Annotated in this window: 18 protein-coding genes; 8 read left to right on the top strand and 10 right to left on the bottom strand. The window is 58.0% G+C overall.

Translation table 11 applies throughout. From position 1 onward, the window contains the following. The first annotated feature begins 3 nt into the window (after nt 1-3). Nucleotides 4-414 (top strand): F0F1 ATP synthase subunit epsilon, encoded by a 411-nt coding sequence (locus tag AC2FJB_RS13465; RefSeq protein ID WP_496718716.1) that lies wholly within the window; start codon nt 4-6, stop codon nt 412-414. Between the two features lie 115 nt (nt 415-529). After that, nucleotides 530-880, top strand: a complete 351-nt coding sequence (locus AC2FJB_RS13460) for an H-type lectin domain-containing protein (RefSeq protein ID WP_117872984.1) — start codon at nt 530-532, stop codon at nt 878-880. Between the two features lie 44 nt (nt 881-924). Here AC2FJB_RS13460 and rpiB read toward each other — a convergent pair whose 3' ends face one another. After that, nucleotides 925-1,374, bottom strand: a complete 450-nt coding sequence (gene rpiB / locus AC2FJB_RS13455; protein ID WP_117872498.1) for a ribose 5-phosphate isomerase B — start codon at nt 1,372-1,374, stop codon at nt 925-927. 104 nt (nt 1,375-1,478) lie between these two features. Then, nucleotides 1,479-2,498 (bottom strand): ribose-phosphate pyrophosphokinase, encoded by a 1,020-nt coding sequence (locus AC2FJB_RS13450; RefSeq protein WP_117872500.1) that lies wholly within the window; start codon nt 2,496-2,498, stop codon nt 1,479-1,481. 107 nt (nt 2,499-2,605) lie between these two features. On the opposite strand from AC2FJB_RS13450, the gene AC2FJB_RS13445 reads away from it, so the two are divergent. Beyond that, complete coding sequence (locus AC2FJB_RS13445) at nt 2,606-3,208, top strand: 2-hydroxychromene-2-carboxylate isomerase (protein WP_117872503.1); 603 nt, start codon at nt 2,606-2,608, stop codon at nt 3,206-3,208. Further along, a complete protein-coding gene (locus AC2FJB_RS13440) occupies nt 3,205-4,038 on the top strand; it encodes an alpha/beta fold hydrolase (RefSeq protein ID WP_496718717.1) in 834 nt (277 codons plus the stop codon). The genes AC2FJB_RS13445 and AC2FJB_RS13440 overlap by 4 nt, the downstream gene beginning before the upstream one ends. Here AC2FJB_RS13440 and AC2FJB_RS13435 read toward each other — a convergent pair. The 3 genes from AC2FJB_RS13435 to AC2FJB_RS13425 are packed head-to-tail and all read right to left on the bottom strand — an operon-like array spanning nt 4,025 to nt 6,461. Continuing rightward, nucleotides 4,025-5,059 carry a threonine aldolase family protein gene (locus AC2FJB_RS13435; protein ID WP_496718718.1) on the bottom strand — a complete coding sequence of 345 codons (1,035 nt, stop codon included), beginning with the start codon at nt 5,057-5,059 and terminating at the stop codon, nt 4,025-4,027. The genes AC2FJB_RS13440 and AC2FJB_RS13435 overlap by 14 nt on opposite strands. Beyond that, nucleotides 5,059-5,532: a YcgN family cysteine cluster protein gene (locus AC2FJB_RS13430; RefSeq protein ID WP_496718720.1), complete on the bottom strand. Its 474-nt coding sequence runs from the start codon at nt 5,530-5,532 to the stop codon at nt 5,059-5,061. Before AC2FJB_RS13430 ends, AC2FJB_RS13435 begins: the two co-directional genes overlap by 1 nt. Further along, entirely contained in the window at nt 5,529-6,461 is a 933-nt protein-coding gene (locus AC2FJB_RS13425) for a bifunctional riboflavin kinase/FAD synthetase (protein ID WP_496718721.1), read from the bottom strand. Before AC2FJB_RS13425 ends, AC2FJB_RS13430 begins: the two co-directional genes overlap by 4 nt. A 257-nt stretch (nt 6,462-6,718) precedes the next feature. Between AC2FJB_RS13425 and AC2FJB_RS13420 the strand changes: the two genes are divergently transcribed. Together AC2FJB_RS13420 and AC2FJB_RS13415 are read left to right on the top strand one after the other, a co-directional pair. Next, nucleotides 6,719-7,300, top strand: a complete 582-nt coding sequence (locus AC2FJB_RS13420) for a methylenetetrahydrofolate reductase C-terminal domain-containing protein (RefSeq protein WP_496674224.1) — start codon at nt 6,719-6,721, stop codon at nt 7,298-7,300. Then, the gene (locus tag AC2FJB_RS13415; protein WP_496718722.1) at nt 7,297-8,286 is read left to right on the top strand and encodes a methylenetetrahydrofolate reductase; all 990 of its coding nucleotides are present in this window, start codon (nt 7,297-7,299) and stop codon (nt 8,284-8,286) included. The genes AC2FJB_RS13420 and AC2FJB_RS13415 overlap by 4 nt, the downstream gene beginning before the upstream one ends. 75 nt (nt 8,287-8,361) lie before the next feature. On the opposite strand, the gene AC2FJB_RS13410 is transcribed toward AC2FJB_RS13415, so the two are convergent. The 5 genes from AC2FJB_RS13410 to AC2FJB_RS13390 form a co-directional block, all read right to left on the bottom strand. Further along, a complete protein-coding gene (locus AC2FJB_RS13410) occupies nt 8,362-8,805 on the bottom strand; it encodes a MaoC family dehydratase (protein ID WP_117872517.1) in 444 nt (147 codons plus the stop codon). 101 nt (nt 8,806-8,906) lie between these two features. Continuing rightward, entirely contained in the window at nt 8,907-9,782 is an 876-nt protein-coding gene (locus AC2FJB_RS13405; RefSeq protein ID WP_496718723.1) for an HAD family hydrolase, read from the bottom strand. A 102-nt stretch (nt 9,783-9,884) separates the two neighbouring features. Next, nucleotides 9,885-10,961 carry a DUF389 domain-containing protein gene (locus AC2FJB_RS13400; protein WP_496718724.1) on the bottom strand — a complete coding sequence of 359 codons (1,077 nt, stop codon included), beginning with the start codon at nt 10,959-10,961 and terminating at the stop codon, nt 9,885-9,887. Nucleotides 10,962-11,093: 132 nt separating this feature from the next. Further along, a complete protein-coding gene (locus AC2FJB_RS13395; RefSeq protein ID WP_496718725.1) occupies nt 11,094-12,014 on the bottom strand; it encodes a manganese-dependent inorganic pyrophosphatase in 921 nt (306 codons plus the stop codon). A gap of 110 nt (nt 12,015-12,124) precedes the next feature. Next, complete coding sequence (locus tag AC2FJB_RS13390; protein ID WP_496718726.1) at nt 12,125-13,105, bottom strand: TraB/GumN family protein; 981 nt, start codon at nt 13,103-13,105, stop codon at nt 12,125-12,127. Between the two features lie 110 nt (nt 13,106-13,215). Between AC2FJB_RS13390 and AC2FJB_RS13385 the strand changes: the two genes are divergently transcribed. Both AC2FJB_RS13385 and AC2FJB_RS13380 read left to right on the top strand, forming a co-directional pair. Further along, nucleotides 13,216-13,890, top strand: a complete 675-nt coding sequence (locus AC2FJB_RS13385; RefSeq protein ID WP_496718727.1) for a DUF2161 domain-containing phosphodiesterase — start codon at nt 13,216-13,218, stop codon at nt 13,888-13,890. Between the two features lie 152 nt (nt 13,891-14,042). Further along, nucleotides 14,043-14,330: a co-chaperone GroES gene (locus AC2FJB_RS13380; protein WP_117872530.1), complete on the top strand. Its 288-nt coding sequence runs from the start codon at nt 14,043-14,045 to the stop codon at nt 14,328-14,330. The last annotated feature ends 20 nt before the right edge of the window (nt 14,331-14,350 follow it).

The following is a 14,350-nucleotide window of genomic DNA, read 5'->3' as shown; positions in this document are numbered from 1 at the left end:
CTGATGGCAAACACGATGCAATTCGACCTCGTCAGCCCCGAGCGGAGCCTTGCTTCGCTCGCGGCCACCGCGGTCCAGATTCCCGGCGCGGACGGGGACATGACGGCAATGCCGGATCATGCCCCCACCATCACCACGCTGCGTCCCGGCCTGCTGAAGGTTGAGGCACCCGAAGGGTCCAGCGAATACCTGGTCACCGGTGGGTTTGCCCAGATCAACGGCGACAGTCTGTCGGTTCTGGCCGAAAAGGCCATCCCGGTGGATGAAGTGACCCCGGCGCATCTGGACGAGATGATCGAAGACGCCCGCGCCTCGCATGAGGCAGCAAAGGGTGGCGATGATCAGACCATCGTCGACGACGCAGCCAAGCTGCTGGCCGACATGGAAGCGCTTGGAACACATATGAGCCTGTAACGGGCCCACCTGTGAAAAATTTGAGCGGCCTCGCAATTGCGGGGCCGTTTTTTTGTCGTGCTTTTGCCGAAATGCCGGAGTAAGTTGCGGGAATTCAAGAATAATGATGATAAAAATGAAAAAATTCCTAACCCATCCCATTGGAATTGAGCAGGGTGAAGATGTCCTGTTTTCGGAATTTGCCGAAGGCGGCGAAATGTGGACCGGGCAGGGACCTCGTGAACGCCGCACACCCATTCGGTTCAAAGAAGCATTTCGAACCCCGCCCATGGTGCAGATCGGGATCTCGCTGTGGGATGTCGACACGTCTTCGGCGTTACGTGCCGAAGTTCAGGCCGAACATATCACAACCGAGGGCTTTGACGCAGTATTTCGGACCTGGTCCGACACGCGGATAGCCCGCATCCGCGCAAGCTGGACAGCGATAGGAGAGGTGGCGCACCCGGACGACTGGAATATTTCCTGATCCGGGTTCGCCGTGTTTCCAGGCGTTTGAGCGACAGCTTGGACTCAGTCTTCCTGCGCTTCGATCATGTCCACGCGCGTGGCGTGGCGGCCACCTTCGAATTCGGCACCCAGAAACGCGTCAACGATGTCCAGCGCCTGACCTTCACCGACAACCCGCGCGCCAATCGACAGCATGTTGGCATTGTTGTGCTGGCGGATCATGCGGGCCGAGAATGCGTCTGAACAAACGCCACAGCGAATGCCGGGCACTTTGTTTGCAGCCATCATAATACCCTGCCCAGTGCCGCAGAGGACAATACCCAAACTGCAATCGCCCGAGGCAACGGCCTGCGCCGCGGCCTTGCCGTGCTTGGGGTAATGGGTGCTTTCCGGGGTTGTCGGGCCGATATCAACCACGTCCCAACCTTGCTGCGCGATGTGGTTGGCCACGGACTGGCGCAGCTCGATTGCCGCGTGATCGCTGGAAAGAACAATGCGTTTGTTGGCAGTCATGGAGATTATTCCACTTGTGTCACCGATTGCGCCCCAAGGTCAGATATGCGCGCAATCGGCATTTCAGAAATCAAGGGGTGACACCTTCGGCCGCCCCCTATTGCTCAATCCATCTGATACATGGATTCGTAGATCGGTGTCAGCGTCTTGTCTTCGAACAGCGAAGACACACTGGTTCCGTTCCAGATGTTCAGGATCGCCTGGGTGAAGATTGGCGCAGTTGGAACGATGCGGATATTCTTTGCCTTCAATATTTCTTTGGTCGGCTGGATCGTATCGGTCAGCACCAGTGACTTCATGACCGAGTTCGTCACCCTTTCGACCGCAGGGCCGCTCATGACGCCGTGCGTGATGTAGGAGTGAACTTCCTTGGCGCCATTGTCCAACAGGACCTGCGCAGCCTTGCAAAGCGTTCCGGCGGTGTCACACATATCGTCGACGATCAGGCAGATCTTGTCCTTCACATCCCCGATAACGGTCATTTCAGCGACTTCGCCTGCTTTCTCGCGCCGCTTGTCAACGATCGACAAGGGGGCATTGATGCGCTTGGCCAGTTCACGTGCGCGGGCCACGCCGCCCACGTCGGGCGAAACCACCATGATCTCATCCAGATTGTCCTTGAACTGGTTTTTCACATCCAGGGCAAAGATCGGCGAGGCGTACAGGTTGTCGACGGGCATATCGAAAAAGCCCTGAATCTGCGCGGCATGAAGATCCATCGTCAGAATCCGCTCGATCCCTGCGCCGGTCAGCATATTGGCCACCAGCTTGGCGCTGATGGGTGTGCGGGCCTTGGTGCGGCGATCCTGGCGGGCATAGCCGAAATACGGGATCACGGCGGTGATCCGCTGTGCCGACGAACGGCGCAGCGCGTCGGCGATGATCAGCAGCTCCATCAGGTTGTCATTGGCCGGGTTCGAGGTCGGCTGGATAATGAACATATCCTCGCCGCGTACGTTCTCGAACACTTCGACGAAGATCTCTCCGTCATTGAAACGTTCGACGCGCGCATCGACCAAACCCTGGTCAACACCTCGATAAAGGCTCATGCGGCGTGCGATGGTTTTGGCAAGAGGAAGGTTGGCGTTCCCAGCGATAAGCTTGGGTTCGTGAAGTGTCGGCATCGGCTGAGGTCCCCGGGCAGCAATGGCAATGTGACAGATTCGTGATGTTGACACCGCTTAGCATGGCCTTACGGTCCCGCAAAGGTAACGCAGCGGAGAAAGTGAACATGACCCAGATTGACTACTTTTTTGCGACAATTTCGCCCTATAGCTACCTGGCTGGAAACCGGCTGGAAGAGATTGCGGCGAAACATGACGCATCGATCAGCTACAAACCGCTGGACATCATGGCCCTGTTCGCACGCACCGGGGGTACGCCGCCAAAAGACCGTCATATCTCGCGCATCGAATACCGCGCTCAGGAATTGCTGCGCCAATCGAAGAATCTGGGGATGGAGTTCAACCTGCAACCGGCGCACTGGCCGACCAACATGGCGCCGTCTTCTTATGCGATCATCGCGGCGATCAGCGATGGTTCGGGCGACGTTGGCAAGTTGTGCCAGTTGATCCTGCGCGCCTGCTGGGCCGAAGAAAAGGACGTCGCTCAGGATGATGTGATCCGGGACTGCCTGGCAACTGCCGGGTTTGATCCTGAACTGGCCAACAGTGGACTGCTGGTCGGGGCCGAAACCTATGCCGCCAATTTGGAAGAAGCCGTGGATCGCGGCGTGTTCGGCGCGCCGTTCTACATCACGCCGGACGGTCAACGCTTCTGGGGGCAGGATCGCCTGGACGATCTGGATCGGCATCTGTCGGAGATGAAAGGGTGACAGCCCCGACGGCGATGCAATCCGTCTTCGTCAGACAATTGGGCGAAGGAGGGCGCAACTTGCTTGCCCTTCATTGCACCATTGCGCATTCCGGCGCGTGGTCTGGCCTGTCCAAGGCATTGGATGGCAGCGCGTCCCTTGTTGCACCGGATATGCTGTCTCATGGGCGCAGTCCGGATTGGGACGGTCAGAGCGACTTCTTTGATGCGGTGACAGGGCTGGCAGCGGTCGAGTTGACCAAGCCCATGGATATAGTTGGTCATTCCTTTGGGGCGATCGTTGCGCTCAGACTGGCCATGGAGCATCCGGACCTTGTTCGAAGCTTGACCCTGATCGAGCCCGTGTTCTTTGCTGTGGCAAAACAGGACGCGCCTGATTTGTACGATCAGCACCTGCGAGAGTCACAACCGATTGAAGCAGCGTTCCAAGCAGGCGACGAATCGCTGGCCGCGCGGTTGTTCAACCGGATGTGGAGCACCGGTATCGGCCCAAAATGGCCTGACCTGCCAGAACGGACGCGCGCCGGCATGGTGCGCGGGATTCATGTTGTTCCTGCGTCTTATCCCGTTCTGTACGATGACCAGGCCGGGTTGCTTGACCCCGATAAATGCAAGCGTATATCGATGCCAACCCTGTTGCTGAGCGGATCAAAGACCCACCCGACGATCCCCGCAATCTGTGATGGATTGCAGCGCCGTCTGCCGAACGCACGCCATGAGGTCATTCAAGGTGCGGGGCACATGCTGCCCATTTCGCACCCCCTTGAAACCAGCGTGCTGCTTCAGGAGCTCTGGAAAACTGGCCACTGGACGGGTCTTACAACAGGCTGAGAAACTGATCGATCTCGGCTTTCCCGATCGACCAGTCGCAGACCAGTCTGCATGCAAGGCTTTCGTCGTCATCGCCACCTTCCATCTCGTCCCCCCAGAGGTGATAGATCGCCCCGGCTTCATGCAGCTGTTTGTGCTTCGCGCGTGAAAAAGCGGCAAAGATCATATTGGCCTGCGGCTCGTGCAAGAACTCGGCACCTTTTGCAAGCAGGCCGTCGGCCAGCCGGGCACAATTTGCATTCGCCTGACGCGCCAACTTCAGCCACAGATCATCCTTAAGATAGGCCGCCATCTGAGCGGACAGGTAGCGATGCTTGGAAAACAGATGCGCCCCGCGTTTGCGCCGCAGCTCGAATTCCCAGGCTTTGCTCTCATCAAAGAACACCACCGCTTCAACGCCCATCAGCCCGTTTTTCGTGCCGCCAAAGCTGACCGCGTCCACCCCGGCTTTCCATGTCATGTCAGCCGGAGAGCAGTTCAGAGCAACCAGAGCATTGGTGAACCGGGCACCATCCAGATGGACGGGCAAGCCATATTCCTTTGCGACCCCACACAGCGCCTGCAATTCCTCCAGAGAATAGACCGATCCGCGCTCGGTGACCTGAGTGATCGACACTGGCCCGCGCTGCGGCCCGTGTACCCCGCGGGTTTCTTCGCCTAGGATGGACCCGCGCAACGCGTCCGGTGACATCTTGTCGCCGCCGGGAACAAGGGTCAGCTTGGCCCCGGTGTAAAACTCGGGCGCGTTGCACTCGTCTTCGTGGATATGGGCAACCGGAGAACAGAAGATCGTTTCCCAAGGGTTAGACAATGTGGCAAGGGCCAGCGAATTTGCCGCTGTCCCGGTTGCCACGAGATAGACAGCAGCCCCCGGCGCTTCAAAGATGCTGCGAATGCGGTCCCGCACCTCGTTCATCATCGTGTCGGCGCCATAGGCCATCTGGTAGCCCTGATTGGCCTCGGCCAGTTTCGCCATGACCTGTGGGTGAACCGGCCCGGAATTGTCGGATGCGAAATACATCAGCTTGGCTCCTCGATAATATAGTCTTCCCACTCTTCCAAAGGGGTTTCGAACTCGGACACCGTGCGCCCTTGAACTGAAACGCCTGCGGCGTGCACGCTGTCCGGCGTACCAGATATCAAAGGGTGCCAGTCGTAAAGCGTTTTGCCTTCCCACAGCAGCCGATACGCGCAGGTTTGCGGCAACCAGTAGGCGTGTTCGTCAATATTGTCGGGTGTCATGACGATGCATTCAGGAACGAATTGATGCCGGATGTCGTATTGCGTGCAGCGGCAGCTTTCATCATCCAGAAGGCGGCAGGCGACACAGGTCAGGGCAACTTCGCCCGAATCTTCATCTTCCAGCTTGTTGAGGCAACATTTGCCGCAGCCGTCACACAGGGCCTCCCACTCGCGTTGGTTCATCTTGCGCAGGGGTTTACGCTCCCAGAACCGGGCGGGCAGGCCGGTGCGTTCAATCGGATCAGCGCTCATAGGGCGGCCAGAATGCCCCGGGCCTGTTCGCAATCGGCATTCATCTGCGCGATCAGACCATCCAGCCCGTCAAATGTCATTTCAGGGCGCAGGAATTCAATCAGCCCCACCGACAAGGTCGCCCCGTACAGATCGCCGGAAAAGTCGAACAGAAAGGTTTCAATGTTTGGCACTTCACCATGGAACATCGGGCGCACCCCAACCGAGGCCGCGCCGTGATAACTGCCCTGATGCGGGCCATCCAGCACGTCGACCAATACGGCGTAGACGCCGAATTTCGGCGGATGGAGCCCTTCGATGGACATGTTCGCGGTAGGAAAACCCAGTTCCCGCCCGCGCTGCTCACCGCCGATCACTTCGCCTTCGATTCTGTGCCAATGGCCCAGCATCGCAGCTGCATCCCTTGGGCGACCCTCGCTCAGTGCGGTTCGGATGGCGGTCGACGAGACCACGTTTTCCGACCGCTGCATCAAAGGGGCAATCGTCACGCCAAATCCCATCTCTTGCCCGAACCGCACCAGATCGTCAGCGGTGCCGCTGCGGCCCTTGCCAAAACAGAAATCGGCCCCGACCACGACATGGGACAGGCCCAGCCCCTCACAAATCACGTTGCGCGCGAATTCATCGGGGGAAAGCCCGGCCAGCGCCGCGTTGAACGGCAGCTCATACAGTTTCTTCACACCCAGCTTTTCAAGCCGGTGCGCCCGCGCATTGCCGCGCATCAGGCGGAACGGAGGAGAATCCGGCGCAAAGTACTCACGTGGATGCGGCTCGAAGGTCATGACACCCAGTGGCGCATCCGGGGCCGCGTCGCGGGCCAGTTCGATGACCGACTGATGCCCCAGATGGACGCCATCAAAATTCCCGATCGCAACGCTGGCGCCGCGATCTTCTGGCTCGACAAACTGGAAATCCCGGATGATCTGCATAGGCGATTGCGTAGCGTTGCCTTGCCATTTGTTCAAGCGGCAGTTTGAATTCAAGGCATGCGTCCTTGCGAAACAAACCAAAACCCTTCGTCAGACCTGATTGCACACAGGGCATCCCCGGAATGCCGTGCGATATGCGGCCAACTGCTTGATCCCAAAAAAATACTGGGTGTAGACTGAGTATCCGGCCCCAGACCACGCTGGGGGCGGACGATGGCCCGGCCAGGTTCAATTGAACCCAGCACAGGAGGTAGACCATGTATCGATTGCGACTGTTCGCGATTCGCAACGCCCGTGCGTTCGAGTGGATCTACAAATGTGTCGAACGGGGCATGGTCGCGATGGATCCGGTCTTTGCAAAGATCGGCTACAACCGCGTTGAACGCCCCATCGCGCTGGTCGAAAAAGGCGTCAAAAGCCTTTTGTTTGATTGCAAGATGTGCGGGCAATGCGTTTTGTCCTCGACGGGTATGTCCTGCCCGATGAACTGCCCCAAGCAACTGCGCAACGGCCCGTGTGGCGGTGTGCGTCCCGGTGAGTTCTGTGAGGTCAAACCCGACATGAAATGTGTCTGGGCCTTGGCTTGGGATGGGGCCAGCCGTATGCGACACGGGGGCGACAAGATAAAAGAGGTCCTTCCGCCCGTGGAACACACGTTGAAGGGGTCGTCATCCTGGTTGCGGGTCAGCCGCGAGATTGCAGCACAGGAACGCGAGGCCCGGGACGCTGCACGCGAAACGCTTGCGCAGGCATTCCCGGAGGCGCGCGAGAATGAACCCTCCGCGGCACCTCTGGCCGCTGAACCCCCCAATGCGGTGAACCGGGAGCTGAAGAAATGAATGGTGCCCATCGCAGCGAGGTCGAGCCGATCGGCTATGTGCCTGTTCCCGAAGGCTATGTATCGCACAGCCGACTGGAAAGAGTTTTGCGCTCGGGTCGTTTTGCCGTGACCGCGGAACTGAACCCACCAGACAGTGCTGACCCCGAGGATGTTTTTCAGGCGGCACAGCCGCTGGGTGAAGTGGCGGACGCGATCAATGCAACCGATGCGTCTGGTGCCAACTGCCACATGTCTTCGATAGGGATCTGTGCCTTATTGACCCGCGCGGGGTATTCTCCGGTCTATCAGATTTCCTGCCGAGACCGGAACCGGATCGCCATTCAGGGTGATGTTCTGGGGGCCGCGGCGCTGGGCGTCAGCAACGTGTTGTGCCTGACGGGCGACGGTGTCGGGGTTGGGGATCAACCGGGGGCAAAACCGGTGTTCGACTTCGATTCCCTGACCTTGCTGCGTACGATCCGAACGATGCGCGCTCAGGGAAAGTTCCTGTCTGGGCGCAAGATCACGCGTCCCCCTCAACTGTTTTTGGGAGCGGCGGAAAACCCCTGTATACCGCCCTATGACTGGCGCCCGGAACGTCTTGCAAAGAAGGTTGAGGCCGGGGCCGAGTTTATTCAGACTAACTATATCTACGACATTCCGCTTTTTGAAAGGTTCATGGGTCGGGTGCGGGATGCCGGTCTGGACGAAAAAGTATTCATCATCGCTGGCGTGGGTCCCATTGCTTCGGCGCGCGCGGCTCGATGGATGCGCAGCAATGTGCCCGGAATTCACGTTCCGGATCATGTCATCGAGCGGATGGAGAAAGCCAAAAAGCCCGCTGAAGAGGGAAAGAAGATCTGTATCGAACTGATCCAGCAGATCCGGGACATCGCCGGTGTTTCCGGGGTTCACGTGATGGCCTACAGGCGTGAACACGTGGTGTCGGAAATCATTCTGGAATCAGGTGCGCTGAAGGGACGAAAACGAACCCGTTCCTCCTGACGACCTTACGTTCAGTTGAGTGCCCAAACAAAAAATGTGCCGGTCGGGCGCCTTTTGCAAGACCGTATTCTCCAATCAGTCGAACTTGCGTGACGGGGCAAGCACCATGGCTTCGCCGATCAGGACCTTCTTTCCCTCGACCGAACAATGGCAGTCCAGCTTGACGCGGCGCTTGGCAAAGTCGATGTCGATCACCTTCACCTCGGCATAGACCATGTCACCCGGGCGCACAGGAGCCAGGAATTTCAGCGATTGACCCATGTAGACGGTGCCGTGGCCCGGCAGTTGTTCACCGATTACGGCCGAGATCAGACCCGCCGTCAGCATTCCGTGGGCAATACGGCCTTCGAAGATCGTATCGCGGGCATAGTCGTCGTCCAGATGCACCGGATTCCGGTCGGTTGAGACCTGTGCGAACATTTCGATATCTTCATCCGTCACCACTTTGCGCAGGTGGCGGGACATACCCATTTCGATGTCTTCGATACAGATCGTTCCGCGCGGAAGATTGTCCAACATGTTGCCCTCACTCGAAATCGGCCGTGAAAGAAAAAACCATCATTTGGCCAAGGTTGGCAACTTTATTACTTCGCAGTTGCAGAAAATCAAGTCTTTTCTTGCTACCTCAAGCGCCCGATCGTGTAGGTTGGATTGATCTTTTCCCTTTCAATATAGGCAGTTAGGGATTCGTGATGCGGATGATGCGACGTTTTTGTCTCGGTCGCAGCCAGCCCGCCCGAGATGAACAGAGAATCAATGCCCTCTCCCATGCCGCCCAGAATGTCCGTATGGGGGCCGTCGCCGATCACCAGAATGTCGTTGTCGGGGATATCGTGCCCCAGTTCCTGCAACCTGCGACGGGCCAGGTCATAGATAGGTGGGTGCGGTTTGCCGAAATACAGGCTTTCACCGCCCATTTCGGTGTACAGTTTGGCCAAAGCGCCGGCACACCATTCGCGCACCTCTCCGCGGTCGACAACAATGTCAGGGTTCGCACAGAGAAGCTTCATGCCCATCTGCTTGGCGTACAGGAAATCCGGCCGGTTCATTTCCGGGTCGGCCATTGGGTCGAACGGGCCGCAACATACAATACCTTCGGCTTCCTTCAGCGGCACGCGCTCGATATGGATTGGATGACCCAGCAATTTCAGCGGTTCGAAAAAGCCCGCATCGCGCTGCCACTCGCCCATGAAGTAAACCTTATGTCCCACAGCGCCCCGGAACATCGCAGATCGCGCGGAATCCCCACTTGTGGCGATGGTGTCATACGCTTCGGCGGGAACATTGAATTGCACGAGTTGTTCTGCCACGCCGGCGCGAGGTTTCGGAGAGTTCGTGACCAGGACAACAAGTCCACCTTTTGCGCGATAGGCCTTCAGCGCTTCGACGGCTTCGGGATAGGCCGTGATGCCATTGTGAACACAACCCCAAAGGTCGACGAACAATGCCTTGTAACGGTCGGAGATCTCGGAAAGCGAGGAAACGATCTGGGTCATGGGGGCCTCTGGGTCTGATATCGCGCTGGCGACAGCTATGGCAAAGCTTGGGCCCGAACACCATCCCGCATTCCCGTTTGCGCGAAGGATCAGGTGAAGCTGCTACTCGTCTTCGGTAATTTCTGTGACATCCGGGGCCTGCTGAACGTTTTCCGTTCCCAGGATGATCTGGGCCCCGATACGCGGCTGATACCGGATAATGGCCAGGTATCCGGGTCCCAGTTCCTCCTCCAACACCCCGACAAGAGGGGTTTCACGCAGCTTGGGTGGCAGCAAACCGGCAATGGAAGAAACTTTGAACTGCGCTTCGGCCGGCAGGTCGACGATCAGCCAAACCTCGGCCCGTTTGCGCTGAGCGTTGACGTCGATGCGGATGATTTCCACGGAAACCGGATCGGCCCATTCGCGAATGGCATCGGCCAGTTGTGCCTCGGTCCGCGTCTCCAGATAACGGTTATAGGTGGATTTCCCAAGTTGCAGGACGACGACGACCAGAAACGCGATCGCGACGAAGACGCTGGCTGTAAAGTTCAGCTTGCGCTTTCCCTTGCTGAAAACCACGGACCGCGCGGCATAGACAAGATATACCGCGCAGGCTGACAGAATGATCGCGCCAAGGTTCGTTGCGAAAAGCAGCCCAGCTTCATAGGCCTCGGCGGGTTCGTCAAAATACAGCAGGATGCCCGAAGCCGAGAGGGGCGGAACCAGTGAAACGCCGATGGCCGCGCCGGGCAAAAGGCTCAGTTCGGATTTGTTTATCTGAACATAGGCCCCGGCAACACCGGCAGTGAGAGCGACGATCAGATCTTCGGTGCCTGGATCGGTGCGCGCAAGGACCTGATCGGGGATCAAAATGCCACGAGGCACGTCAGCGATATAGACCAGAAGCCATGCCATCATAACGCAGGCAATGGCGGCCAGACAAACCGTGAGCGCCAGCGTCACTGCGCGTTTCAGCCACCCCATGACCATCGCCGCGGCCACCCCAAGGATCGGGGTCATAAGCGGCGCCACAAGCATGGCCGCGATCACAACAGCCCCGGAATTGCGCAGCAAACCCATGGTGGCGATTACGACCGACAGCGTCAGCAGCATTGCAAAGCGTCGCCAATACGCAGCCTTGTCGGCACCTTCAAAAAGAAGGATGCTGCGGGTGGTGCTTAGTTTTCGTACGACCATTGAACTTACCTGACCATGGGATAGGCTTCGCGCCCACGGCCAGACTAACAACCGATACCGTTTCCGCAAATGGCCGGTAAGAAAGAAAAAAGGCGCCTGAATTGGACGCCTTTCGATCTGGTTGGCAGACGATCAGACCTTCAGATTTGGAATGATCTGCTTTTTGCGGCTCATGATACCCGGCAAAACGACAGCGTCGCCGTCAACGGTAACACCAAAGCTCTTCTCGGCGACGGTTTTAACCAGATCGTTCGGCACCAACATCGTGGCCTCTTCGTTCAGGATATCAACCACGAACAGCAGCACCTGATCGACGCCGTCTTCCCTGGCAACATCCACCATCGAGTCTGCCAGGCTTGCCTTGCGGTCCAGAACAACGCCGGGGGCGGTGGTTTCCAGAACCGAGACGCGGAACTTGGTGCCGTCGACCTCGTATTCCTTGCTGTCCATGCGGATCAACTCGGCGTCCGAGAAGGAAGAGACATCCGATTTCGCCGCAAACATGTCAGCTGCATATACTGAAATGTCCAGCTCAAGCTCAGCCGCCAGGCGCTCTGCAACCTCGCGGTCATGCGCCGTGGTGGTGGGAGAGCGGAACTCCAGTGTGTCAGACAGAATGCAGGTCAGCGCAGCGCCTTTGATGGCGTCGGGCATTTTGGCGGCATCTTCGCCCATCAGATCAAACAGGATGGTTGCGGTGCAGGCCAAGGGGCGCACGGTGATATCGATCGGGCCTTTGGTTTCCAGACCGCCAACCAGCTTGTGATGGTCGATGATGGCGCGGATATCCGCGTCGTTGACGTTTGCCGGCAGTTCGGCCGGGTTATTGGTGTCGACGATAACCACCGGGGTACCTGCGGCAAGGTCTTCAATGATCCGCGGCTTGGGCAGGTCCCAGTTCTCCAGCATGAATGCTGCTTCGGTGTTGGGCTCACCCAGCAGTACGGGCTCGGTCTGCTCGCCTTTGACTTCGTTCAGGTACCAGGACCACACGATCGGTGAGCCTGTAGAATCGGTGTCGGGGGATTTGTGGCCAAATACTAGAGTGGTCATGTCAGTGTCCTGCGGAATGGAAATTTGCGCGCCTTATAGGGCGGGTAAATGCAGTTGTCACGCTGCAGCCCACCGTCTGCGACGCTTGGTCTGCAAACCGCAGGGTCAATTTAGAATGCGGCGCGTGTCAGAACGTATCCGGCTTTTTCCAGCTGGTTCAACAGGCCGTAATCATCACTCAGGTGCCCTGCGCCGACCGCAATCACAACTGTCTGATCCCTGATGTCCAGAATCTGCGCCATCCAGTTGGCGTTTCGTTGCACCAGCATCTGCTGCTCGAAATTGCGCCATTCCGCGTCAAAGGCCTCGGGGCTCAGGCCCGACTGTTCAAGCCCCTGAAGGTGGGCAAACTGTATGATCTCGGCGTGCTTTTCTTCCATATATGCATTGGCCATGGTAACCAATTGGTCGGCATTGCCCTGCATGGCTCCGGACAGGCGCACAAGCGACTCGACCTGTTTTTCCAGCGGGTGACTGTCGAACATGGCCATCAGGTCTTCGATCCGTTCCAGCGAGTGCTGTGGGATACCTTTTTCGACGGCCAGATCGTTCAGGCGAGCGTCCATTCCATAAGTTGCATTCGGGTCTTGGATCATGCAGGGCGGGATGCTCAGCATCATGGTCAGGAACCACGGGCGCATCTTCGCAGCCATCCAGCCGGGGATGCCGCGCTGGGCCAGAGCTGTGGAAAGCGCATCCCAATCGTCTTCCGTCATCAGGTCGATCAATGTAGGGCCCGAGGTGATCATCACCGCAGTCAGGTCGTTGGCCATGTTCTTTTCGAAGGCGTTCATGTCTTCCTGAGTGACTTCGAAATAAAAGGCGTCAGCCTTGTTCAGTTCGGGCGACAGGCGATCAATGACCTCCTCCATGCGGGGATCGAAGGTGTGCAGCGTTCCTATGATGTGCAAAACCGTATCGCCCTTGCGTGCAATCCAGTGATTGCCTTCGGGATAAGCGATCTCGGCCACTGCACTTTGCAATCTGGCCCGGGTTTCCTCAGGCAGTTGCGGCCGCAGGTCCACCCCCTCGCACGCGGCCTGAGCCGAGATCGGAAACAGAAGGAACGCAAGAAAAGTGAGCAAACGCATGGAGCCAGCCTGAATGGTGTCAAGAAGTTGAACCCAGACTTAGCCACGCCACCAGCCGATGTTCAAGCAGCCCGTCTGGTATTCCCCGACAATCTGCGTAGCATGGGCGCATGAACCGCGAGCAGGATCTCTACCCCCCGGTCAAGGCGCTGCTGGAGCGGCAGGGATACGCCGTCAAGGGAGAAGTCGGCGCAGCCGACATCGTTGCGGTGCGCGATGGGGATGCTCCGGTGATTGTCGAACTGAAACTTCGGTTCACGCTGGCCCTGTTTCATCAGGCGATCAATCGGCTGAAACTCACCGATCTGGTCTACATCGCGGTCAGCAAACCCACGGGCCGAACGGCCCGGCGGGCGCTGAAAGATAATCTGGCATTGTGTCGAAGGCTTGGCCTGGGCCTGATCACTGTGCGGGCTGATGGCACGGTTGAGGTGCAATGCGATCCCGGCCCCTATGCGCCCCGTAAGAACAAAGCCGGAGCCGCACGGATGCTGCGGGAATTCGACCGGCTGGAAGGTGACCCAAACGCCGGGGGCGCGACGCGCCATGGTATCGTGACGGCTTATCGGCAGGATGCACTGAAATGTGCGGCTTTTTTGGCCGAGAATGGCCCGACCAAGGGATCAGACGTCGCCAAGTCGGTCGGCGTCCCGGTTGCCACCCGGCTTATGCGGGAAAACCACTATGGGTGGTTTGAGAAGGTTGAAAAAGGCATATACGGGCTTACGTCCGCAGGAGCGGAAGGCTTGAAGCACTGGGCCTACAGTTGGGAACAGGTTGACTGATCCATTCTGCAAAAAAATCTCTCACAACTTGTTGACTCGGAGTTTTAGACTCCCTAGCTATGCGTCGTTATCACTCACACATCCCGAGTGCTAACGCCTCGCCGGAAGGCGAGGGGAGGATAAACAAACTTTGAGCCCAAGGAGCTACAAAGATGGCATTGAAACCGCTTCATGACCGTGTGCTGGTTCGCCGTACCGAAAGCGAAGAGAAAACCGCAGGCGGCCTGATCATTCCTGACAGCGCAAAAGAAAAGCCCAGCGAAGGCGAAGTCGTCTCAACCGGCGAAGGCGCGCGCAAGGACAGCGGCGAGCTGATCGCGATGGCTGTAAAAGCTGGCGACAAGATCCTGTTCGGCAAATGGTCGGGCACCGAGGTTCAGGTCGACGGCGAAGAGCTGCTGATGATGAAAGAAAGCGACATCATGGGGATCATTGAGTAAGCGATCCCGCTTCCTCTGAT

It is taken from the genome of Ruegeria sp. CDSC085 (genome assembly GCF_059610465.1).
This window is presented reverse-complemented; position numbering and strand designations above follow the sequence as displayed.